The sequence below is a fragment of the Janthinobacterium sp. genome (assembly GCF_009923995.1).
Lineage (GTDB): Bacteria > Pseudomonadota > Gammaproteobacteria > Burkholderiales > Burkholderiaceae_D > Janthinobacterium.
Genome location: NZ_RFSK01000037.1, coordinates 39019 through 60651, shown reverse-complemented (window position 1 = coordinate 60651; position 21633 = coordinate 39019). Strand labels below are relative to the sequence as shown.

15 protein-coding genes, 1 tRNA gene and 1 pseudogene are annotated in these 21633 nt (G+C 64.0%); 11 read left to right on the top strand and 6 right to left on the bottom strand.

What is annotated here, in order from left to right:
• From EBS11_RS18150 to ada, 5 genes and pseudogenes are all read right to left on the bottom strand, one after another.
• Positions 1-237: pseudogene (locus EBS11_RS18150) on the bottom strand (amidohydrolase); the annotation flags it as partial.
• Between the two features lie 64 nt (positions 238-301).
• Positions 302-901 carry a GNAT family N-acetyltransferase gene (locus tag EBS11_RS18145; RefSeq protein WP_290605011.1) on the bottom strand — a complete coding sequence of 200 codons (600 nt, stop codon included), beginning with the start codon at positions 899-901 and terminating at the stop codon, positions 302-304.
• 195 nt (positions 902-1096) lie between these two features.
• Positions 1097-2773, bottom strand: coding sequence for a mechanosensitive ion channel domain-containing protein (locus EBS11_RS18140; RefSeq protein WP_290605009.1), 1677 nt, complete (start codon positions 2771-2773; stop codon positions 1097-1099).
• Positions 2774-2842: 69 nt separating this feature from the next.
• Positions 2843-3532 carry a 2OG-Fe(II) oxygenase gene (locus tag EBS11_RS18135; protein ID WP_290605007.1) on the bottom strand — a complete coding sequence of 230 codons (690 nt, stop codon included), beginning with the start codon at positions 3530-3532 and terminating at the stop codon, positions 2843-2845.
• The gene (gene ada / locus EBS11_RS18130; protein WP_290605005.1) at positions 3529-4584 is read right to left on the bottom strand and encodes a bifunctional DNA-binding transcriptional regulator/O6-methylguanine-DNA methyltransferase Ada; all 1056 of its coding nucleotides are present in this window, start codon (positions 4582-4584) and stop codon (positions 3529-3531) included. The genes EBS11_RS18135 and ada overlap by 4 nt, the downstream gene beginning before the upstream one ends.
• 182 nt (positions 4585-4766) lie before the next feature.
• On the opposite strand from ada, the gene hutC reads away from it, so the two are divergent.
• The 8 genes from hutC to EBS11_RS18090 all read left to right on the top strand — a co-directional run bounded on the left by hutC (position 4767) and on the right by EBS11_RS18090 (position 15444).
• Complete coding sequence (gene hutC / locus EBS11_RS18125; RefSeq protein ID WP_290605003.1) at positions 4767-5486, top strand: histidine utilization repressor; 720 nt, start codon at positions 4767-4769, stop codon at positions 5484-5486.
• A gap of 402 nt (positions 5487-5888) precedes the next feature.
• A complete protein-coding gene (locus tag EBS11_RS18120; protein ID WP_290605001.1) occupies positions 5889-9230 on the top strand; it encodes a PAS domain-containing hybrid sensor histidine kinase/response regulator in 3342 nt (1113 codons plus the stop codon).
• Positions 9231-9310: 80 nt separating this feature from the next.
• Positions 9311-9775 (top strand): response regulator, encoded by a 465-nt coding sequence (locus EBS11_RS18115; RefSeq protein WP_290605000.1) that lies wholly within the window; start codon positions 9311-9313, stop codon positions 9773-9775.
• 304 nt (positions 9776-10079) lie between these two features.
• Positions 10080-10406, top strand: a complete 327-nt coding sequence (gene trxA, locus EBS11_RS18110; protein WP_034780502.1) for a thioredoxin TrxA — start codon at positions 10080-10082, stop codon at positions 10404-10406.
• 155 nt (positions 10407-10561) lie between these two features.
• Positions 10562-11824: a transcription termination factor Rho gene (gene rho, locus EBS11_RS18105; protein WP_010401543.1), complete on the top strand. Its 1263-nt coding sequence runs from the start codon at positions 10562-10564 to the stop codon at positions 11822-11824.
• A 294-nt stretch (positions 11825-12118) separates the two neighbouring features.
• Complete coding sequence (locus EBS11_RS18100; RefSeq protein WP_076566155.1) at positions 12119-12388, top strand: type B 50S ribosomal protein L31; 270 nt, start codon at positions 12119-12121, stop codon at positions 12386-12388.
• A gap of 152 nt (positions 12389-12540) precedes the next feature.
• Positions 12541-14265 carry a glycosyltransferase gene (locus EBS11_RS18095; protein ID WP_290604995.1) on the top strand — a complete coding sequence of 575 codons (1725 nt, stop codon included), beginning with the start codon at positions 12541-12543 and terminating at the stop codon, positions 14263-14265.
• Between the two features lie 198 nt (positions 14266-14463).
• Positions 14464-15444 (top strand): choice-of-anchor A family protein, encoded by a 981-nt coding sequence (locus EBS11_RS18090; RefSeq protein WP_290604994.1) that lies wholly within the window; start codon positions 14464-14466, stop codon positions 15442-15444.
• A gap of 74 nt (positions 15445-15518) precedes the next feature.
• On the opposite strand, the gene EBS11_RS18085 is transcribed toward EBS11_RS18090, so the two are convergent.
• Positions 15519-17198, bottom strand: coding sequence for an AMP-binding protein (locus EBS11_RS18085; RefSeq protein ID WP_290604993.1), 1680 nt, complete (start codon positions 17196-17198; stop codon positions 15519-15521).
• A gap of 142 nt (positions 17199-17340) precedes the next feature.
• On the opposite strand from EBS11_RS18085, the gene EBS11_RS18080 reads away from it, so the two are divergent.
• The 3 genes from EBS11_RS18080 to EBS11_RS18070 all read left to right on the top strand — a co-directional run bounded on the left by EBS11_RS18080 (position 17341) and on the right by EBS11_RS18070 (position 21550).
• Positions 17341-19707 (top strand): DNA polymerase II, encoded by a 2367-nt coding sequence (locus tag EBS11_RS18080; RefSeq protein ID WP_290604991.1) that lies wholly within the window; start codon positions 17341-17343, stop codon positions 19705-19707.
• Between the two features lie 285 nt (positions 19708-19992).
• Positions 19993-21309, top strand: a complete 1317-nt coding sequence (locus tag EBS11_RS18075; RefSeq protein WP_290604989.1) for a hypothetical protein — start codon at positions 19993-19995, stop codon at positions 21307-21309.
• Between the two features lie 154 nt (positions 21310-21463).
• Positions 21464-21550: transfer RNA gene (locus tag EBS11_RS18070), tRNA-Leu, on the top strand.
• The last annotated feature ends 83 nt before the right edge of the window (positions 21551-21633 follow it).

Here is a 21633-nt window from a genome sequence, read left to right as displayed (position 1 = left end):
CTGCACGTCGACGTGCAGGGCGCCCCTGGCCGCCCTGCGTTTTACCTGCGCGGCGCTGCCGACGGCGAGCAGCTTGCCCCCGTCGTCAAAGGCCAGCGCCGTGAAGCGCAGCACCTTGCCGTTTGCATCGAGCGTGTAGCCGTTGGCGTTGTCGATGACGGTATCGGCATGCGCGTGGCCGAGTGCCCCCAGGCAGGCGAGCATGAGCAGGGTGCGGCGCAGTGGCAGGGTCGGCATTTCCATCTCCAGGTCTTAGTCGTTAGCAAAAAGACGAGTGTATAGAAATTGGCAAAATGGTCAATCAGGCAGCGGAAGGTGGTCGTACCATCAGCCAGTAGTCGCAGCCCGTGACGGCTTCCGCGTAGCGTCCCGCCGCCACGAAGCCCAGGCGGGCATAGAACGGCAGGCTGCGCTCGTTATACGTCTCTAGGAAGCATGCGGCGCCGGCCGCATCGACGGCCGCCAGGCCCGGCGCCAGCACGGACGCGCCCAGCCCCTGCCCTTGCGCGGCGGGAGCGATGCCGGCGATCGACAGATACCACGCATCGTGCAAGCCATGCGGCGCCAGCGCGTGCTCCATGTTCGCGACGATGGCCGTGAAATGCGCAAAGCCGCGCTCTCCCAGCAAGTCGCGCAAGGCGGCTTCGCGCTGCGCATACGCGGCCTGGCGCTGGGCCGCCGGGGTATCCGTGGTCCAGATGGCGGCGCCATGGCCCGCCGCATCGGCCAGGTCGACGCGGCCCGCCTGCTCGCCCTCGGCCAGCGCCAGCGCGAAATAGGCTTCCAGCATGGCCAGCCGCGCCGCCTCGTCCGCGCCGCACGCCACCGTGACGGTACGGTAGAACGGGTCGTCGGCCAGGGCGGCGGCCAGGCTGCGGGCGGTGCGGGAGGGGCTGGACATGGTTCTCTTTCAGTTCATGGAAACGCCGGCATCTTAACGCAAGCGCGCAGGCCTTGCGCCCGGTCAATATTTTGACTGCTCACGGCGCCTTCCGGGGGATTTCACGCCGTTCAACGGACAAAACGGCAAGCATGCCTGTGCCTCCGAAGCACAGTCACGGCAAGGCATGCGGCATCAAGGCACCGAGCCTGGCACTCAAGGCTTGGGCGGAACCGCTACACTTGATTCTTCCCCCCGCTTCGCCGGCGCCCGGAACCATTCCTGCGGCGGCACCACGTGCGACTCTTTCGGGTCATCGATATAGTGCGGCGAGGTGATCTGCACGTCGAATTCGTTGAAGACGTCGATGATGTTCTGGTGCAAGCGGTTCAGCACTTCGGCGCGCTGGCGGGGGACTTCGGCGCTGGCGTAGGCGACGAGGCGGTATTGCACGTAATAATCCTGAAGGGCCAGCTGCATCACGTAGGGCTTGGGCGTCGTCGACAATTCCGTCGTGCGGGACGCGGCCAGTTCCAGCATGGCGTGCACCTGGCGCCACGGCGTGGCGTAGCCGATGGTCACGGTGGAGTCGAGCACGAAGCCGCCGCCGGGCTGGGCGCGCGAATAGTTCTTCGTCGTCTGCGACATGACCCAGGCGTTCGGCAAGGCCACCTCTTCGCCCAGGCCCGTGCGCAGGCGCGTCTCGAACATGCCCACGTCGGCCACCGTGCCTTCGCAATCGCCCACGCGCACGTATTCGCCCTTGCGCAGGGCGCGCGTGTACATCAGGATCAGGCCGCTAGCGCCCTGTCCCACGATGCTCGACGCGCCGATCGACACCATCAGGCCCACCAGCACGGAGAGTCCCTGGAAGGCGGCCGTGTGCGAGCCGGGCAGATACGGATACGCCATGGCCAGGGCGAACAGCCAGATCACCACGCTGGTGATGCGGCGCGTGGGCAGGGCCGTGTCCTTGTCCAGCCAGCCGATCTGCAGTTCGCCGCTTTCCACGCGCTTGAACAGCGAGGCGGCCGTGGCGGCGATCAGACGGGCGATGGCGAAGATCACGCACACCAGCACCAGCCCCGGCAAGGCGCCGATGATGGCGTGGAAGACGTCGGCCGCCACGTCGAACAGGTAGCCGCTCAGGCTTTCGCCCCACGAGCGCGTGTACGGCAGGCGGCCCAGCACGAAGGCGGCCCACAGGTAGGTGGCCATCAGGCGCAGGCCCCACAGCACGGCGCTGAGCAACTGATACGCGAAGGCGATGTAGTGCTCGGCATCGAGCACGCGCACGTTTTTCAGGCGCACGTCGCGCAGGCGCGACGCGAGCAGGATGCCGCTGCGGCGCTTGGCCCAGCGGTAAAAGCGCGTCAGGCCCATCCACACCAGCCAGAAGACGAGGGTGGCGGCCGCGCACACGGCGGCGGCGATGGCCAGATAGCGCCAGCTGCCTTGTTCCTTGTAATCGAGCACGGCCTTGCTCAATTCCCCGGCCGCCACCTTGGCCACGCTTTCCGTCGTGTCGCCGGCCAGCTGGTTGACGTCGCCGGGCACGACGACGAACAGCTGCACGCCATCGAGCAGCACCTGCGTGCCTTCGGGAATCATGCGCGTGCTCGCCAGCAAGGGCCCATTCTTGGCCAGCACGCCTTCCAGGCGGCGCTGCGCCCCCGCGGCCCGTTCTTCGGGCGGATAACCGGCCAGCGCGGCGCGGAAGACGAAGACCTTGCGGTTGGCAAACATCAGCGGTGCCGTCCTGGCCGCCGCAGCCTGCGCCGGCGCCATGGCGGAGGCCGCCTCCGCGACGAGCGAGGCGGCGCCGTCGTCCGCATGGGCCGCAGGCAGCAGGAAGATCGTCAACAGGCAGAGCAGGCGGAGGAACGCGGACATGGCAAGAGTGGAAAGTGACTGGGAGTAGCCATCATGCCATGTAATCCTGGAAACTCAAGCGTCACACGCTCAGCCCGCATCATGGAAAATGATGCCCAGGGTATGGCGCGCGCCCGAACGCAGGCGCGACACGCCGTGGCGCATGTTGACCCGGTAACTGCCCCGCGTGCCGTTCACGGGGCGCTGCGCCACGGGAAACAGCACGGCGTCGCCCTGCGCCAGGGGCACCACTTCGGCGCGCGACTGCATGCGCGGGCGCTGCTCCGTCAGCACGAACTCGCCGCCCGTGTAGTCTTCCTGCGGGCGCGACAGCAGCACGGCCAACTGCAGCGGAAACACGTGCTCGCCATACAGGTCCTGGTGCAGGCAGTTGTAGTCGCCCGCGCCATAGCGCAGCAGCAAGGGCGTGGGCCGCGTCTGCCCCGCCGCATGGCAGCGCGCGAGGAAATCGGCATGGCTGGACGGAAAGCGCACGTCCAGTCCCATCGCTGCCTGCCAGCGGTTGGCGATGGCCGCCAGCGGGCCGTACAGCTGTTCGCGCAGGGCGGCCACGACGTCCGGCAGGGGATAGGCGAAATACTGGTATTCGCCCTGGCCAAAACCATGGCGCTGCATCACCACCTTGCTGCGGAAATGCGAGGCATCGTCATACCGGGCCGCCAGCGCCGCGCAGGCATGCGCATCCAGCAGGCCGGGCAGGACGGCGCAGCCGTATTGATTCAGCTCAACCTCGATCCCCTGCCAGTCCGGCGCCCTCACCGCTCGCCCTCGCGCTCGAGCAGCGCCTGCTTGCGTTCCACGCCCCAGCGGTAGCCGGACAGGGCGCCATCGTTGCGCACCACGCGGTGGCAGGGGATGGCGACGGCCAGGGCATTGGCGGCGCAGGCGCCCGCCACGGCCCGGGCGCCATTGGGTGCGCCGATGCGCCTGGCCAGCTCGGCGTAGCTGACGGTGCTGCCGGCGGGAATCTCGCGCAAGGCTTGCCACACGCGCTGCTGGAACACGGTGCCGCGCACGTCGAGCGGCAAGTCCAGGCCCAGGCCCGGCGCCTCGACCAGGCCCACCACCTGCGCCACGGTCCGCTCGTAATCGGCTTCCGCGCCGCGCAGCTCGGCGCGGGGAAAGCGGTCCTGCAAGTCGCGCAGCAGCACTTCCGGGTCGTCATCGATCAGGATGGCGCAGATGCCCTTGTCCGTGCTGGCCACGAGGATGGCGCCCAGCGAGCAGGCGCCGATGGCAAAGCGGATCACGGCGCCGCTGCCCCCGTCGCGGAAGGCGCCCGGCGTCATGCCCAGCAGGCCCGGCGTGGCGGCATACAGGCGGCCGCTGGAATTGAAGCCGGCCGCATACAAGGTTTCCGTGACGTTCGCCGCGCCCTGCAGGCCGGCCTTCAGGCGTTCGCCGCGCCGCGCCGCCGCATACGCTTTCGGCGTGATGCCCGTGTGTGCCTTGAAGACGCGGTGAAAGTGAAAGCGGCTCATGCCGGCGGCCGTGGCAAGGCTGTCCAGGTCGGGCAGCGCGTCGCTGGCGTCGATCAGGCGGCAGATCTCGGCCACGATGGCCGCCTGGCGCTGGGCCAGCGGCGGCAGGTTGGGCTTGCAGCGCAGGCAGGGGCGAAAGCCGGCCGCCTCGGCCTGCTCGCAGCTGGCGTGGAAGGCCACGTTGCGGCGCAAGGCGGGACGCGCCGCGCAGGAGGGGCGGCAATACACGCCCGTCGTGCGCACCGAGTAATAAAAGACGCCGTCGGCGTCGGGCGCGCGCCGCTGCACGCCTTCCCAGCGCTCATCGTCTGTCAGATACAAGTGTTTCATGGCGGACTCCCTGCAAGTCAATAGTCAGTCTTCAGCATAGCCAGTGCCTGCGCGCACCGCACTCCGGCGCTTGCTTTTGAATTCAAAAAAATGGCTGGCGGCAGGCAGCGTGCTCGGTGCTAAAATCGGCCATCGCGCCTCCGTCCGGAAGCGCGCCCTGCCCGCGCTTCGGAGACACCGCATTGGACGACCACAATACACAAGAAAATACGCCCATTTTCCAGCGCATCAAGGATTTTCTGCTGGCCGGCATCGCCGCCGGCCGCTGGAAGGAGGGCGACGTGATTCCTTCCGAGCAAGCCCTGGTGAAACAATTCGGCGTCTCGCGCATGACGGTCAACCGCGCCGTGCGCGAACTGACCAGCGAGCAGGTGCTGACGCGGCGCCAGGGTTCCGGCACCTATGTGGCGCAGCAAAAATACCAGGCGACCTTGTTGGAAATCAAGAGTATCGCCGATGAAGTGCGCGCGCGCGGACATATCCACCGCAGCAGCCTGCAATTGCTGGAACGCACCAAGGCATCGGACTTGCTGGCAAAGCAATTCGGCCTGCCGCCGGAACACCCGCTGTTCCATTCGCTGATCGTGCATTTTGAGAACGGCGTACCCATCCAGGTGGAGGACCGCTGGGTCAATCCCGAACGCGCGCCCGACTACATGACGCAGGATTTCTCCAGCATCACGCCGAACGAATACCTGATGGCCGCGGCCCCCCTGCAGGGCGCCACCTACAGCATCGAGGCGCTGTCGGCGCCGCGCGACATCGCCGAGATGCTGGCCATCGACACGAAACAGGCCTGCCTGGTGCTGCGCCGCCAGACGCGCTCGGGCGGCAAGGTCGCCTCGATCGCCACCATGTGGCATCCCGGCCACCGCTATCAGTTCGCCGGCAGCTTTAGCTGAGCACACCGGAAACACCGGCCGCGCGGCGCGCCTTGCGGCCGGTGATGCTCGCCGGCGCGGTACCGCACGCGGTGGCTTGAGCAGGCGCCTTCCAGGCTGCCGCTTCAATAGCACGATTTGGCGCTCAATTTCTCTCAGATTCTCACCAAATCGCGAAAAATTTGGCCATTGCGGGGCAAAAGAAAGCCCCGTTCTGACCGTTTCAGAACTTAAATACTCCGAGTAAATATTCGATGCTATAGTGGCCGCCAGAAGGCGCCATGGGCGCTTATTTGCGCGCGTCCCGTACGCCAGCACGGTCCAATCACGCCCCAGAAAGGGATGCATTTGTCGTATTGCAGCCACACGAGTTTCAGCGCACCACGCCGCCGGCGCCGTGCTCTGCGCCGGCTCGCGCATACGGTGCTCGCTGCGGGCATCGGGCTGTCCCTGCCTGTCCTGGCACAGGCGGCGCCCGGCGTGGCGCCAGCACTGCTGTGGCCGTACGCGGCGGCCAGCGCCACGACCCTGGCGGCACTGGCGTGCTGGCAAGCCTGGCGCTGGCGACGTCAGGCGCGGCACGGACAATGTCCCGCCGATGCCCGTGGCGAGGCCCATGCCGTGCAAGCCTTGCGCGGCGCCGCCATGGCCGGCTGGACCTGGCGCCGCGAGGCCGACCAGCTGCTGTTCGCTCCCCTGTATCAGGACATGCTCGGCGACAAGCACGCGCGCCTGGAACACACGCTGGCCGCCTGGCTGGCCGAAGTGCACCGCGACGACCGCGCTCGCCTGAGCCTGGCGTTTCGCCAGCATTTCGATGGCCAGGCGCCGGGCACGTTCAGCTGCGAATTTCGCTTGCGCCACAGCGACGGCCACTGGCGCTGGCTGCTGGCGCGCGGCGCCGTGCTGACGCGCGCCTCCGATGGCGCCGCCACGCAGGCCAGCGGCATCGTCTGCGACATCGGCGAACGCAAGCAGGACGAGGAAGCGCGCATGCGCTCCATGCTCGAAGCGGCGCCCGAAGCCATGCTGGTGGCCGACGTCGAAGGCAAGGTGCATTACGCCAACCAGATCGGCGCGCGCTGCTTCGGCTATCCCCTGGCCGAACTGACGGGTATGTCGCTGGAGCAACTGGTGCCGGAAAGCACGGTCAGCCAGTCCGCGGGCGACCCGCAGGCGCGCCACAGCCTGCCCGGCCGCGTGATGATGGCGCGCCGCCGCGACGGCACGCATTTCCCCGCCAAGGTCAGCCTGTCGCCGCTGCGCATGGCCGGGCAAGTCTTTTCCATCGTCTCGCTGCGCGACATGACGCAGCGCCAGCGCGCCGAGGAAGCGCTGCACGCCAGCTCGGAGCGCTACCGCCTGATCGTGCAGACGGCGGCCGAAGGCATCTGGATGACGGATGCGGATGGCAAGACCACCTTCGTCAACCCGAAGATGGCGCACATGCTGGGCTACACGGTGCAGGAAATGCTGCACCGCCCCATGCTCGACTTCATGGACCGCGACAGCCAGCTGCTGATGCAGCGGCGCCTGGCCAGCCACGGCAGTGCCGCCAGCCAGCCGGACCAGGTGGATTTCCGCTTTTTCCGCAAGGACTTGTCGAGCCTGTGGGGCTTGCTGTCGAGCACCAGCATCCAGTCGGAGAATGGCGAGCCGGGCGGCACGCTGGCGATGATTACCGACATCACGGAGCGGCGCCAGGCCTCGATCGCCCTGTCGAATTCGAGCCAGCGCATGGCCTCCGTCTTCGGCGCCGTGACGAATGGCCTGGTGGTGCAGGACAGCCACGGCCACATTCTGGAAAGCAATGCGGCCGCCGAACGCATGCTGGCGGCCAGCCCGGCCGGCAACAGCCTGTGGCAAGCCGTGCGCGAGGACGGCTCCGCCTTCGACCAGCGCAGCCATCCCGTGCACATCACCCTGTCGACGGGCGAAGCCATGCGCGACGTGCTGATGGGCGTGCAGCAGCCGGACGGCAGCCTGTCGTGGCTCTCCGTGAATACCGAAGCCATCCGCGATGAATACGGCAAGGTGGGCATGGTGGTGGCCAGCCTGACGGACATCACCTATCACAAGCGCAGCGAGAGCGCCTTGCGCGAGCTCAATGAACATCTGGAAGAGCGCGTGGCCCAGCGCACCGAGCAGCTCGACCAGGCCAAGCAGGTGGCCGAAGAGGCGAGCCTGGCGAAGGGACAGTTCCTGGCCAACATGAGCCATGAAATCCGCACGCCGATGAATGGCGTGATCGGCATGGCCTATCTGGCCCTGAAGACGGAACTGGAACCGCGCCAGCGCGATTACCTGGAAAAGATCCGCTTCGCCGGCGAACACTTGCTGGGCATCATCGACGATATCCTCGACATTTCAAAGATCGAGGCGGGCAAGCTGGAGATCGAGCGCGTCAATTTCAGTTTCGACCACGTCGTGCAGACACTGATGACGGTGGTGGCGCCGCGCGCCGCCGGCAAGAACCTGGAACTGCTGTTCGAGATCGACCCGCAACTGCCGGCCGTGCTCGTGGGCGACCCGCTGCGCCTGGGCCAGGTGCTCATCAACTACGCGAATAACGCCATCAAGTTCAGCGAACAGGGCAGCATCACCGTGAAAGTCCACAAGGTGGTGGCGGATGCGAAGCATTGCCTGGTGCGCTTTGAAGTGTGCGACCACGGCATCGGCCTGTCGCAGGACGAGATGAGCAAGCTGTTCCAGTCCTTCCAGCAGGCCGACACCTCCACCACGCGCGAATACGGCGGCACGGGCCTGGGCCTGGCCATCTGCAAGCAGCTGGCCCAGCTGATGGGCGGCGACGTCGGCGTCGACAGCCGCCCCGGCGCCGGTAGCACCTTCTGGTTCACGGCCAACCTGGGCATTTCCGACCAGGCGGCGCCGGCCATGCTCGACAGCATGGTGCAGACGGCGGCCGCCATGCGCGCCAGCGCCGACGCGGCCCTGGTGATGCGCACGCTCAAGCATGCGCGCATCCTGCTGGTGGAAGACAACACGTTCAACCAGCAGGTGGCGCTGGAACTGCTGGAAGAAGCGGGCGCCTCCGTCTGCCTGGCCAACAATGGCGAGGAAGCGCTCGACTTGCTGCGCCAGACGCAGTTCGACTGCGTGCTGATGGACGTGCAGATGCCGCTGATGGATGGCTTGCAGGCCACGCGCCTCATCCGCGCCGATCCGCAGCTGGCCCATTTGCGCGTGCTGGCCATGACGGCCACGGCCACGAGCGAGGACCGCGTGCGCTGCCTGGACGCGGGCATGGACGATTTCATTTCCAAGCCCATCCAGCCGGCCATGATGTACCAGACCATCGCCAGCTGGCTGCCGGCGCGCGAGACGCCGCCGCCACCGGCGCGCACCCGCGCCGCGCCCGCCTTCAAGACCACCCTGGCCGGCGATCCGCAGGTGATCGACCTGTCCATCCTGGCCAAGCTGCTGGGCTACAACCCGCAAAAGGTGCGCAAGTTTGCCTTCAAGTTCCTGCAGACGACGCAGGATGGCTTCGGCGACATCGATGCGGCCCTGGCGCGCGGCGACGTGCACCAGGTGCGCGAACTGGGCCACCGCATCAAGTCCTCGGCGCGCACGGTCGGCGCGCTGGGCTTGGCCGAGCTGTGCCATAGCCTGGAAACTCTGCCGCCGGGCGAGCCGGCCGAGGAGGCCGAGCGGGCGCAGCGCATCGTCACCCGGCTGTGGCCGCTGCTGGAACAGATCACCGAACAAATCATGAACAACACCAGCTTTGCCAATGACGATTAGCTACCGCCGATTTGCTTTGCGGCAAGGTAACGGCATCGACCACGATGCAGCATACAAACCGGAAACTGAAAGACATCACGATGAACAATGCATCTAATCAACACACCGAGGCCCAGGCCCAGGACGACGCGGGCCTGGCGCCCATGCGCATCTTGCTGCTGGATGACGATGTCTTCATGCTCGACGTGCTCAGCGACATGCTGGAGCAGCTGGGGCAGTTCGACATCCGCTGCGAATCGCACAGCGAGCAGGCGCTGGCCACCCTGCAGCAGCACCAGCCCGACCTGCTGATCTGCGACCTGTCCATGCCCGACGTCGATGGCATCGAATTTCTGCGCATGGCGGCGGAAAACGGCTTCCGCGGCGGCGTCGTGCTGCTGTCGGGCCTGCATTCGGCCGTGCGCCTGGCTGCCGAACGCCTGGCCGTGGCCAATGGCCTGCATATATTAGGCACCTTCCGCAAGCCGATGGAGAGCGCGGAACTGCAGCTCATGGTGAACTTGCAACGGCAGCACACGGCGCGCCTGTCCGGCGTGCAAGCCTGATACGGCGGCGGGGCAACGGCGATGGCAGACAGGCCGCGGGACCAGCAGGCATGCGGCCCTGGCGCCCGCTCAACGGGCCCCGGACAGATCTGCCTCAAGTTTTTCTGCAATAATCGCCACGCTTTGAAAAAATGGGTTATTATTTCAGCCATCCCCGCCTGCATACCTCTGGTCGCACCTTCCAAGAACATTGAAACTGTGCCCATTGCCCCCATCTGCTAGCTGCACTCCAGGAAGCATGGATGGCGAACCAGCGTATGGTTAATTCCAGGCATTATTGATCCCACCCTCATTTGAGGAAAATATGAGCGAAAATATCAAACACATTAGCGATGCATCTTTTGAAGCAGACGTCCTGAAATCCGAGTTGCCAGTACTGGTCGACTTCTGGGCAGAATGGTGCGGTCCCTGCAAGGCCATCGCCCCGATCCTGGAAGAAGTGGCCAAGGAATATGCCGGCCGCATCCAGATCGCCAAGATGGACGTGGACGCCAACCAGGCAGTGCCTGCCAAGTTCGGCATCCGCGGCATCCCGACCTTGATCCTGTTCAAGGATGGTGTCGCCGCTGCGCAAAAAGTGGGCGCCATGGCCAAGGGCCAGTTGACCGCTTTCGTCGACAGCAACATTTAATGTATGATAGGCAGCGCTGCGCCCGCAGCGCCGCCTGATTGGACACACCGGGAAGCGGCTTTCGTACCATTCGTGCAAAACCTTCCCGAATAATTAATCAAGCCACGCAGTTCCCTCCCCTACCTTTACATCCCGTCTCGGGACACTCAACACATATGCATTTATCCGAACTAAAGGCCCTACACGTATCCGCCCTGCTTGAGATGGCGATCGGTCTTGACATTGACAACGCAGCCCGCTTGCGCAAACAGGAGCTGATGTTCGCTATCCTGAAAAAACGCGCCAAGTCCGGCGAACAGATTTTTGGCGACGGCGCCCTGGAAGTGCTGCCTGACGGCTTCGGCTTCCTGCGCTCGCCCGACGCCAGCTACATGGCGTCCACCGACGACATTTACATCTCCCCTTCGCAAATCCGCCGTTTCAACCTGCACACCGGCGATTCGATCGAAGGCGAGGTACGGACCCCGAAAGATGGCGAACGCTATTTCGCACTGGTCAAAGTAGACAAGGTCAACGGCGAATCGCCGGAAGCCTCGAAGCACCGCATCCTGTTTGAAAACCTGACGCCGCTGCACCCGAACGAGCCGCTGCGTCTGGAACGTGAAATGAATGGCCAGGAAAACATCACCGGCCGCATCATCGACCTGATCGCCCCGATCGGCAAGGGCCAGCGCGGCCTGCTGGTGGCGTCGCCGAAATCCGGTAAATCCGTGATCCTGCAGCACATCGCGCATGCGATCACGGCGAACCACCCCGACATCACCCTGATCGTGCTGCTGATCGACGAACGTCCGGAAGAAGTTACCGAGATGCAACGTTCGGTGCGCGGCGAAGTCGTCGCCTCGACCTTCGACGAGCCGGCCACGCGCCACGTGCAAGTGGCCGAGATGGTGCTGGAAAAAGCCAAGCGCCTGGTCGAAATGAAAAAAGACGTGGTGATCCTGCTCGACTCGATCACCCGCCTGGCGCGCGCCTACAACACCGTCATCCCTGCCTCGGGCAAGGTCCTGACCGGCGGTGTGGATGCGAACGCGCTGCAACGTCCAAAACGCTTCTTCGGCGCCGCGCGCAATATCGAAGAAGGCGGCTCGCTGACCATCATCGCCACGGCCCTGATCGAAACGGGTTCGCGCATGGATGACGTGATCTTTGAGGAATTCAAGGGTACCGGCAACATGGAGGTGCATCTGGAACGCCGCCTGGCTGAAAAACGTGTCTATCCGGCAATTAACCTGAACAAATCGGGTACCCGCCGCGAAGAACTGCTGATCAAGCCGAACGAGCTGCAAAAAATCTGGATCCTGCGCAAGCTGCTGTACTCGATGGACGAGATCGAGGCGATGGAGTTCATCCTCGACAAGATGAAAGCAACGAAGAACAACGCCGAGTTCTTCGACATGATGCGCCGAGGGGGGTAAACCTACTGCGCGTCCCGCTCTACGGCCTGTGTTGCTCGCTGTACCTTCGTACAGCTGCGCTACTCGGCCGTATATCGGGCCTGCTCGCTACGGTTTCCCTCCCCTCGGTGGCGTCATATCAAGGCGCTACCGGCCCAAGCCGCTCCTGGAGCGGCTTTTTTATTGCCTGCGGCGGGAAAGCGCTATATAATCGACGGTTGCATTATTTTAAACCCTGGCAAGTGATCGGCAATCGGGTCAAGAAGCAAGACGACCGACGAAGTGCTGTTTGGCTACCTACTCAGAGAGAATCCCATGAAAGTCGATACCCATCCAGATTACCGCGAAGTTGTTTTCCACGACCTGTCGTGCGATTTCAAATTCGTTACCCGTTCGACCATCCAAACCCGCGAAAAAATCACCCTTGACGGTAAAGAATACCCACTGGTGAAGATCGAGGTTTCGGCTGAATCGCACCCATTCTTCACGGGCAAGCACAAAATCGTCGATACCGCCGGTCGCGTCGAGAAGTTCCGTCAGAAGTTCGGTTCCGTTGGTTCGAAAACCGCAGTCGCAGCAGGCTGATTTTTGCCGCTCTGCGGCAAAGAGGGCAGCTTCGGCTACCAGAGAAAAGGCAGCTACGGCTGCCTTTTTTGTCTTTGGCCGCTTTACTTTATACTCGCGCATACCCGACGCCATTCGTCGCGTCTTGCCATTTTTTCTGATACCGACTATCGATGAAGCCAGTCCGCCTTCCCGCCGCTGCCACACTCGCGCTGCCACGATGGGCCTTGTTTGCGCTTGGCCTGCTGTACATCCTGCCTGGCCTGATCGGCCGCGAACCGTGGAAGAACGATGACGCCGCCAGTTTCGGCATCATGTGGACCATGGCGCATGGCGGCCTGAACGACTGGCTGTGGCCCAACATCGCCGGCCTGTCCGTGCCCGACGAAGGGCCGCTGGCCTTCTGGCTGGGCGCCATCGCCATCAAGCTGTTCGGCTGGATCGATGGCGACGTCTTCGGCGCGCGCATGTCGACCATCGGCATTTTCGTCGTCAGCACCCTGTCCGTCTGGTACACGGCCTTCAACCTGGGCCGCCGCAACGACGCCCAGCCCCTGCGCCTGGCCTTCGGCGGCCAGCCCGAACCGGACGATTTCGGCCGCACCCTGGCCGATGCCGCCGTGCTCATCTACCTGGGCTGCCTGGGCCTGCTGCAGCACAGCCATGACATCACGGCCGAGGCGCTGTACGTCTCCCTGATGGCCTACCTGCTGTACCGCGCCGTGCGCTATGTGGAAGGCCCGTCCGTGCGCAATGCTGCCCTGCTGGGCCTGGCGCTGGGCGGCCTGACCCTCACGCGCGGCTGGATCACGCCCGCGGCGCTGAGCGTCGCCATGCTGCTGTGCACCGTCTTCCTGCGCCTGCCGCTGCTGCGCAGCGTGCGCCACCTGGCGCTGGCCGTGCTCGTGGCCATCGCCCTGGCCCTCGTGTGGCTGCTGCCGGGCGAATGGCTGCAACCCTACGGTCATTCGCCGCTGCAGGCGTGGATGGAGTGGAATTGCCGCCAGTTCGCCCCGCCCAGCGTGAAAAGCGTGCAGTATTTCTTCCGCGTCGGCATCTGGTTCTTCTGGCCCGCCTGGCCCTTCGCCGCCTGGGCCGTGTATGCCTGGCGCCGCCAGCACCACGTGCTGCACATCGTCGTGCCGCTGACCTTTGTCGCCATGCTGGCCATCCTCAGCCTGTGCCACCCCGATCCCGAGCCGAGCCAGCTGCTGCCCCTGCTGCCGCCGCTGGCCGTGATGGCCGCGTTTGGCCTGCTGACCATGAAACGGGGCGCCATCAACGCCATCGACTGGTTCTCCGTGATGGTGCTGACCATCTGCGCCCTCGTGCTGTGGCTGTTCTGGTTCGCCACCCTGACGGGCTGGCCGCCGCGCCTGGCCTATAACGCACTGAAACTATTGCCCGGCTTCAAACCCGAGCTGGACCTGGTGGCCTTTTTCGTCGCCGCCTGCGTCAGCGCGGGCTGGGTGGCCCTCGTGCACTGGCGCATCTCGCGCCAGCCGGCCGTGCTGTGGCGCGCCGTGGTGCTGTCGTCCGGCGGCCTGATCCTCATCTGGGTGCTGATCATGACCCTGTTCCTGCCGCCGCTGAACTACAGCAAGAGCTACGCCAGCGTGGCGCACCAGATTTCCGTGCACCTGCCGCCGGGCACGACGTGCATCAACAGCAACGTCGGTGGCGCCCAGCGCGCTTCGTTCGCCTACTATGGCCACCTGCCCTTTGCCAATGTGAACCAGCAGCAATGCGACGTGTTCCTGTTGCAAGACAGCATCAAAGTACCGGACAACAAGGAACAACTGCCCGAGCACCATGGCGCCGACTGGATCAAGCTGTGGGAAGGACGCCGCCCCACCGATGACGTGGAACGCTTCCGCCTGTATCAGCGCATCAGGTAGGCAACAAAAAAACCGGGCTCGCCCGGTTTTTTCATGCCCGTCACCGCCGCGCCGGCGGCAGGAAAAGTGTTGTCTTAAAATATAGTTAATTACCTAAATTGAACTAAAATTGTTTTTTAGATTATAATGGTGGCTTGCGCGATGGCGGTGTCTTGCTTTCCCGCCCACATCGTCCCCCAATTCACTATGAGAATGTCCATGAAATTTTTTGCCACACGTACCTTACCGCTCATCAGCGCCGCCCTCTTCGCCTTCTCCTTCAGTGCTTCGGCCCAGGCCACCGTGATTGACCTCGGCGTCGCCAACGGCTATTCCGCCTTTATTTTCGGCAACATCGGCAGCAGCACGGCCACCGGCTTCACCAGCGTCGGCGGCAGCATCGCGGCCGGCGGCAATGTCTACCTGGACAACTACAGCGTGGGCACGAATAAAAAGCCGGGCGCCGCCGCCAACACCATCGTCGCGGGCGGCAACCTGACGACGGGCTGGGGCACGCTCAACGGTTCGGCCGTGTACGGCGTCAACAATGCCAACGCCACCCTGACGGCGCCACAATGGTTCCCCACTAATAACATCAGCAAGGGCAATGCCTCCACCCTGGACTTTGCGGGCGCCAAGCAGCAACTGACGACCCTGTCGAGCGACGTGGCCAAGCTGCAATCGAACGGCACCGTGGTGTCGCAATACGGCAACATGACCCTGGTGGGCAACATCAACGCCGATGTGAATATTTTCAACATCGATGCGTCAAACCTGCACAACCTGACCCTGGACCTGTCCTCGCTGAAAAGCACGGCCAGCATCATCATCAACGGCACGGCCACCAACATCACCATGAGCGGCGGCTTCGACAATTTCGGCAGCTTCGCCGACCGCACGCTGTTCAACTTTGCCAATGCCACCACCACCAGCCTGAACAACGTTGGCATCAACGGCAGCATCCTGGCGCCAAACGCCGCGTTTTCCGGCTCGGGCAACATGAACGGCACCCTGATCGCCAATTCCGTCAGCTCCATCAATTCCGGCCACGTGTCGATGAACGGCTCCGGCTTCAACACGGTGAGCGTGTCGGCTGTGCCGGAACCAGGCACCTACGCCATGCTGCTGGCCGGCCTGGGCTTGCTGGCCTTCATGCGCCGCCGCACGCCAGCGCGCGCACCGCAGGCGCAACTGGCCTGAGCTTTACGCTAGAGCAATAAAAAACACCGGGCCGCGCGAGCGTCCCGGTGTTTTTTTATGGGCTGGCGAAAAACTTAATCCGCGCTCAGCCCAAGATCCGTCGCCACCTGCTTGCGCAACAGGTATTTCTGGATCTTGCCCGTCACCGTCATGGGGAATTCCTCGACGAAGCGCACATAGCGGGGAATCTTGTAATAGGCGATCTGGCCATCGCAAAAGGCGCGGATGTCCTCGCTCGTGGCCTGCGTGCCGGGACGCAGAATGATGCAGGCGCACAACTCTTCGCCATACTTGGCGTCGGGCACGCCCACGCATTGCACGTCAAGCACGCTCGGGTGGCGGTACAGGAATTCCTCCACCTCGCGCGGATAGATGTTTTCGCCGCCGCGGATGACCATGTCCTTCGAACGGCCGACGATGCTGCAAAAGCCCTTCTCGTCGATGACGGCCAGGTCGCCCGTGTGCATCCAGCGCGCCGTGTCGATGGCTTCCGCGGTTTTTTCAGGATCGCCCCAGTAGCCCTGCATCACGGAATAGCCGCGCGTGAGCAATTCGCCCTTTTCGCCGCGCGGCACGATGCGCCCTTCCGCATCGACAATCTTGACTTCCAGGTGCGGGTGGACGCGGCCGATGGACGACACGCGCATTTCGCGCGGGTCCTCGATCGCCGTCTGGAAGCTGACGGGCGACGTTTCCGTCATGCCATACGCAATGGTGATTTCCGCCATGTGCATCAGTTCGATGACCCGCGTCATGACTTCCATCGGGCAGGGCGAACCGGCCATGATGCCGGTACGCAAGTTCGACAAGTCGTATTGCTTGAAATCAGGATGGTCGAGGATGGCGATGAACATGGTGGGCACACCGTGCAAGCCCGTGCAGCGCTCGGCCTGCACCGTTTCCAGCACGGCCTTCGGGTCGAAGCCTTCGCCCGGAAACACCATGGCCGCCCCATGCGTGACGCAGGCCAGATTGCCCAGCACCATGCCGAAACAGTGGTACAGGGGCACGGGGATGCACAGGCGATCCTGTTGCGTGAGGCGCATGGCTTCGCCGATGAAGAAACCGTTGTTCAGGATATTGTGGTGCGTCAAGGTGGCGCCCTTGGGCGCACCCGTGGTGCCGGAGGTGAACTGAATGTTGACGGCATCGTCAAACTGCAAGGTAGCGCTCACTTCTTCCAGGTGCGCCAGGTCGGCGTCCGTGATGCCGTCCATCAGCGCGTCGAAGTTGTGCATGCCCGGTGTGGCGGCCGCGCCCAGGCGGATGACGTGGCGCAGCTGCGGCAGGCGCGGCGACTGCAGGGCGCCGGCGCGCGCACGGGCGATCTCCGGCACCACGTCCTGCACGATGGCCAGGTAGTCGCTGGACTTGAAGCTGGGCGACAGGATCAGCGCGCTGCATTGCACCTTGTCGAGCACGTATTCGAGTTCCGAGCGCCGGTAGGCGGGGTTGATGTTGACCATGATCAAACCGGCTGTTGCCGTGGCAAACTGCGTCAGCACCCACTCGGCGCAGTTTTGCGACCAGATGCCGACCCGGTCGCCCGGCTGCAGGCCCAGCTTCAGCAGGCCGGCGGCCAGGCGGTGCACGCGCTGCTGGAATTGGGCATACGTCCAGCGCACGTTCTGGTGCGCCACGATCAGGGCATCGTGCTGGCCGTAGCGGGCGGCAATGCCGTCCAGGTAGGCGCCTATCGTTTCGCCGATCAGCGGCGTCTCGTGGGCGCCGTGTACATAACTCATTGCTTGCATGCTGTCTCCAGGGTAATGGCGCGACGCGCTCTTCTTATGGTCATCGACTACAAAAATTATAGCCGCAACCGCCCCCACCCTGCACCGCCTTGCTGTAATGTGCAGACCGGCACACACGATACCCACGGCAACTGACGGCACCATGACAGGCAACACGCAGCACCCGCCCGAACAGGGCTTCATCCTCACCCGCCACTGGCGCGATACCAGCGCCGGGACGGAGGTCGATTTCTGGCTGGCAACGGATGCCGGGCCCCGCCACGTGCGCCTGCCCGTGCAGACGTCCGTCGCCTTCATCCCCATGGAGCAGCGCGAGCAGGCGGAGCAGCTGCTGCGCGGCGAACGCCATGCCGAGCTGCGCCCCCTGTCCCTGTCCGACTTCCACCACCGTCCCGTGCTGGGCTTGTACTGCAAGCAATACCGGCACTTGCTGAAGCTGGAAAAGCAGCTGCGCGCCCATGGCGTCGACGTGTACGAGGCCGACATCCGCCCGCCCGAGCGCTACCTGATGGAGCGTTTCATTACGGCGCCGGTGGCATTTGACGGCGTCATCGCGGGCGAGAGCGTCCATTTGAAACCCGCGGCCGGCTACCGTCCCGCATTGAGACTGGCATCGCTCGACATCGAGACGACGGCCCACGGCGACCTGTATTCGCTGGCGCTGGAAGGCTGCGGCCAGCGCCAGGTCTACATGCTGGGGCCGCCAAACGGCGTCGACGGGGAGCGCGACTTCGACCTGGAATACTGCGACAGCCGCGCGCAGATCCTCGAACGCCTGAACGCGTGGATGGCGCAACACGATCCGGACGCCATCATCGGCTGGAATCTGGTGCAGTTCGACTTGCGCGTGCTCAAGGAACATGCCGAGCGTTATCAAGTGCCCCTGAAGCTGGGACGCGAAGGCGCCGTCATGGAGTGGCGCGCGCATGGCGGCAAGCAGGAACACTATTTTGCCGCCGCGGCCGGGCGCCTCATCATCGACGGCATCGAGGCGCTGCGCTCGGCGACGTGGAATTTTCCATCCTTCAGCCTGGAAAACGTGGCGCAGACCTTGCTGGGCGAAGGCAAGTCCATCGACAACCCCTACCAGCGCATGGCCGAGATCGACCGGCGTTTCCGCGAAGACAAGCCCGCCCTGGCCCGCTACAACCTCAAGGATTGCGAACTGGTCACGCGCATCTTCGCCAAGACCGAATTGCTGACCTTCTTGCTGGAACGGGCCAGCGTGACGGGCCTGGCGGCCGACCGCAGCGGCGGCTCCGTGGCCGCCTTCGAACACCTGTATTTGCCGCTGATGCACCGGCAAGGCTACGTGGCGCCCAACCTGGGCGATGTCTCCGGCGAAAACAGCCCCGGCGGCTTCGTCATGGATTCCCAGTCCGGGCTGTACGATTCCGTGCTCGTGCTCGACTATAAGAGCCTGTACCCGTCCATCATCCGCACCTTCCTCATCGACCCCGTGGGGCTGGTGGTGGGCACGGGCGGCGACGAAGCCGATACCGTGCCCGGCTACCGGGGGGCGCAGTTTTCCCGCGTGAAACACTGCCTGCCCGCCATCGTGCAACAGGTGTGGCAGGGCCGCGAGGCGGCCAAGCGCGAGCGCAACGCGCCCCTGTCGCAAGCCTTGAAAATCATCATGAACGCGTTTTATGGCGTGCTGGGCTCCAGCGGCTGCCGCTTCTTCGATCCGCGCCTGGCCTCGTCGATCACCCTGCGCGGCCACGACATCATGCACCGCACGCGCGAGCTGATCACCGAGCAGGGCTACCAGGTCATCTACGGCGACACGGATTCCACCTTCGTCTGGCTGAAGACGGCGCACAGCGACGACGCGGCAGGCAAGATCGGCCGCGCCCTGGTGGCGCACGTGAATGCGTGGTGGGAGCGCCACCTGCGCGACGAGTTCGGCCTGGAGAACGCGCTGGAGCTGGAATTCGAGACGCATTACCGGCGTTTCCTGATGCCCACGATCCGCGGCTCGGAAGAAGGCAGCAAGAAGCGCTACGCGGGCCTGGTAGGCAAGCCCGACGGCAGCGAAGACATGGTCTACAAGGGCCTGGAAACCGTGCGCAGCGACTGGACGCCGCTGGCGCAGCAGTTCCAGCAGGAACTCTACCGGCGCATCTTCCAGCGCGCCGCCTACCAGGACTATGTGCGCGACTACGTGGCGCGCACCGTGCGCGGCGAGTTCGACGCGCTGCTGGTCTACCGCAAACGCCTGCGCCGCCCGCTCGAGGACTACCAGCGCAACGTGCCGCCCCACGTGCGCGCCGCGCGCATGGCCGACGCCTACAACCTGGCGCAGGGGCGGCCGCTGCAATACCAGAACGGCGGCTGGATCAGCTATGTCATCACGGTGGCGGGCCCGGAACCGCTGGAAACGCAGCGCTCGCCCATCGATTACCAGCATTACCTGACGCGCCAGCTGCAGCCCGTGGCGGACGCGATATTGCCTTTCCTGGGCGACGATTTTTCGCGCCTCGTGTCGGGCCAGCAGGATCTGTTTTAAATTTGTTTTAAATCAATTCTGCTTACCTGCGCGCTCAAGCTGAGGTAATATCGGCGCCTGCCGGGCGTTGTCTGGCCCTGTCCGCGGGCGCTGCGCGCAGCGGCAGCGTAAAATACGCCATGGCGAAAGAATAAGAGCTCCACCGCAGAAGAAGATGCCGTTCCAGACGAGAATCGTTCGCAACATGATTTTCCCCACTGAAATGGCGCATAATTTACAACTATGTTGAACCTGCAGGCAGATCGCTCTCCCTCTGCCCTGCTAATTTTTGAATGAATTGACACCATGACCGAGATCACGTCCTTAAGAGACATCCCGCAAAAAAATATCTTCCGCAAGGGCGACACCTTCGTGCTGTTCGGCGAGCTGTTCGGCCGCGGCTATGTGAATGGCCTGCTGGACGAAGCGCGCAAGGCGGGCATGAATATCGTCGGCATGACGGTGGGCCGCCGCGATGAAAACATGGCGCTGCGCCCGCTGAACGCGGAAGAGCTGGCGGAAGCGGAAGCCAACCTGGGCGGCCGCATCATCAACGTGCCGCTGATGGCCGGTTTCGACCTCGACGCGCCGGCCGGCGAGCCGACGCCGACGGCCCTGCTGGCCGACATGACCCTGAAAAGCTGGCAAGAAGACAAGCTGGACTGGGCGCAGATCGAACGCTGCCGCGAAGCGGGCATCGCCCGTTTCACGGCCTCCGTGGCGAAAGCCATGGCCGAGCTGGACACCCTGATTCCTGACGGTAGCAATGTGTATTTCGCCCACACCATGGCTGGCGGCATTCCGAAGGTCAAGGTTTTCCTCGCCATCGCCAACCGCATCTACAAGGGCCGCGGCGAGCGCTTCATGTCCTCGCGTGCCCTGCTCGACAGCGACCTGGGCAAGCTGATCCTGATGAACTTCGACGAAGTGACGGCCAACACCCTGCAGCACCTGATCGACGGCAGCGCCGCCATCCGCGCCCGCATCGAAAAAACGGGCGGCCAGGTACGCTACAGCGCCTACGGTTACCACGGCACGGAGATCTTGATCGACGGCAAATACCAGTGGCAAACGTATAGCAACTACACGCAAGGCCTGGCCAAGATGCGCCTGGAAAACGTGGCCAAGGCCGCGTGGGAAAAAGGCATCAAGGCAACCGTCTTCAACTGCCCGGAAATCCGCACCAACTCGTCCGACATCTTCGTCGGCGTGGAACTGTCCCTGTTCCCCCTGCTCGACGCGCTGAAAAAAGAAGGCGGCGGCGCCTGGGCCGAAGAGCAGTGGAAGATCTGCCAGGGCTTGCTGGAAGACGGCGTGTCGCTGCAAGACTTGCTCGACCGCATCGCCGCCTACAACGGCGACACGACCAGCGTGCAATTCCGCAACTTCGCCGCCTGGCCGATGGATAACACGCCGGAACTGGCCGAAGTCATGATCGGCACGTCGGACGACATCACCAAGCTGCACAAGGACCGCAAGGAACTCATCACCGACCACCTGAGCTCGCTGGTGCTGGAAGGCACGGGCCCGCTGATGTTCCACACCATGTCGGAACCGCCAGCGCCCGTCATCTGGCTGAACCACGACATCATCGCGCGCCAGCTGAACTCCGTGCATAACTGAGTCTAGCGTCGCCGCACTGTGACAACGCCGTCCCGGGTGCAGATCCGGGACGGCGTTTTGCATGCCTGATCTGCTTGCCAAAAACGCGCTAAACAGTATACAAAGCAAAAAACTTGCCGGATCAGGATAAATCAGTGATAATGCGTCTCGCGTTGCCGGGATGGCGGAATAGGTAGACGCACGGGACTCAAAATCCCGCGCTGGAAACAGCGTGCCGGTTCGATTCCGGCTCCCGGCACCACCAGACAAATCGAAGAAGTACCGATAAAGCCATTAAATCCAATAGAATCAAGGATTTAGTGGCTTTTTTCTTGCCTGATCAAC

Coding starts and splice junctions, on each gene's coding strand:
- EBS11_RS18145 (WP_290605011.1), bottom strand. CDS start 901: ATGTCCAGCCCCTCCCGCACCGCCCGCAGCCTGGCCGCCGCCCTGGCC.
- EBS11_RS18140 (WP_290605009.1), bottom strand. CDS start 2,773: ATGTCCGCGTTCCTCCGCCTGCTCTGCCTGTTGACGATCTTCCTGCTG.
- ada (WP_290605005.1), bottom strand. CDS start 4,584: ATGAAACACTTGTATCTGACAGACGATGAGCGCTGGGAAGGCGTGCAG.
- EBS11_RS18115 (WP_290605000.1), top strand. CDS start 9,311: ATGAACAATGCATCTAATCAACACACCGAGGCCCAGGCCCAGGACGAC.
- trxA (WP_034780502.1), top strand. CDS start 10,080: ATGAGCGAAAATATCAAACACATTAGCGATGCATCTTTTGAAGCAGAC.
- rho (WP_010401543.1), top strand. CDS start 10,562: ATGCATTTATCCGAACTAAAGGCCCTACACGTATCCGCCCTGCTTGAG.
- EBS11_RS18100 (WP_076566155.1), top strand. CDS start 12,119: ATGAAAGTCGATACCCATCCAGATTACCGCGAAGTTGTTTTCCACGAC.
- EBS11_RS18095 (WP_290604995.1), top strand. CDS start 12,541: ATGAAGCCAGTCCGCCTTCCCGCCGCTGCCACACTCGCGCTGCCACGA.
- EBS11_RS18090 (WP_290604994.1), top strand. CDS start 14,464: ATGAAATTTTTTGCCACACGTACCTTACCGCTCATCAGCGCCGCCCTC.
- EBS11_RS18085 (WP_290604993.1), bottom strand. CDS start 17,198: ATGCAAGCAATGAGTTATGTACACGGCGCCCACGAGACGCCGCTGATC.
- EBS11_RS18080 (WP_290604991.1), top strand. CDS start 17,341: ATGACAGGCAACACGCAGCACCCGCCCGAACAGGGCTTCATCCTCACC.
- EBS11_RS18075 (WP_290604989.1), top strand. CDS start 19,993: ATGACCGAGATCACGTCCTTAAGAGACATCCCGCAAAAAAATATCTTC.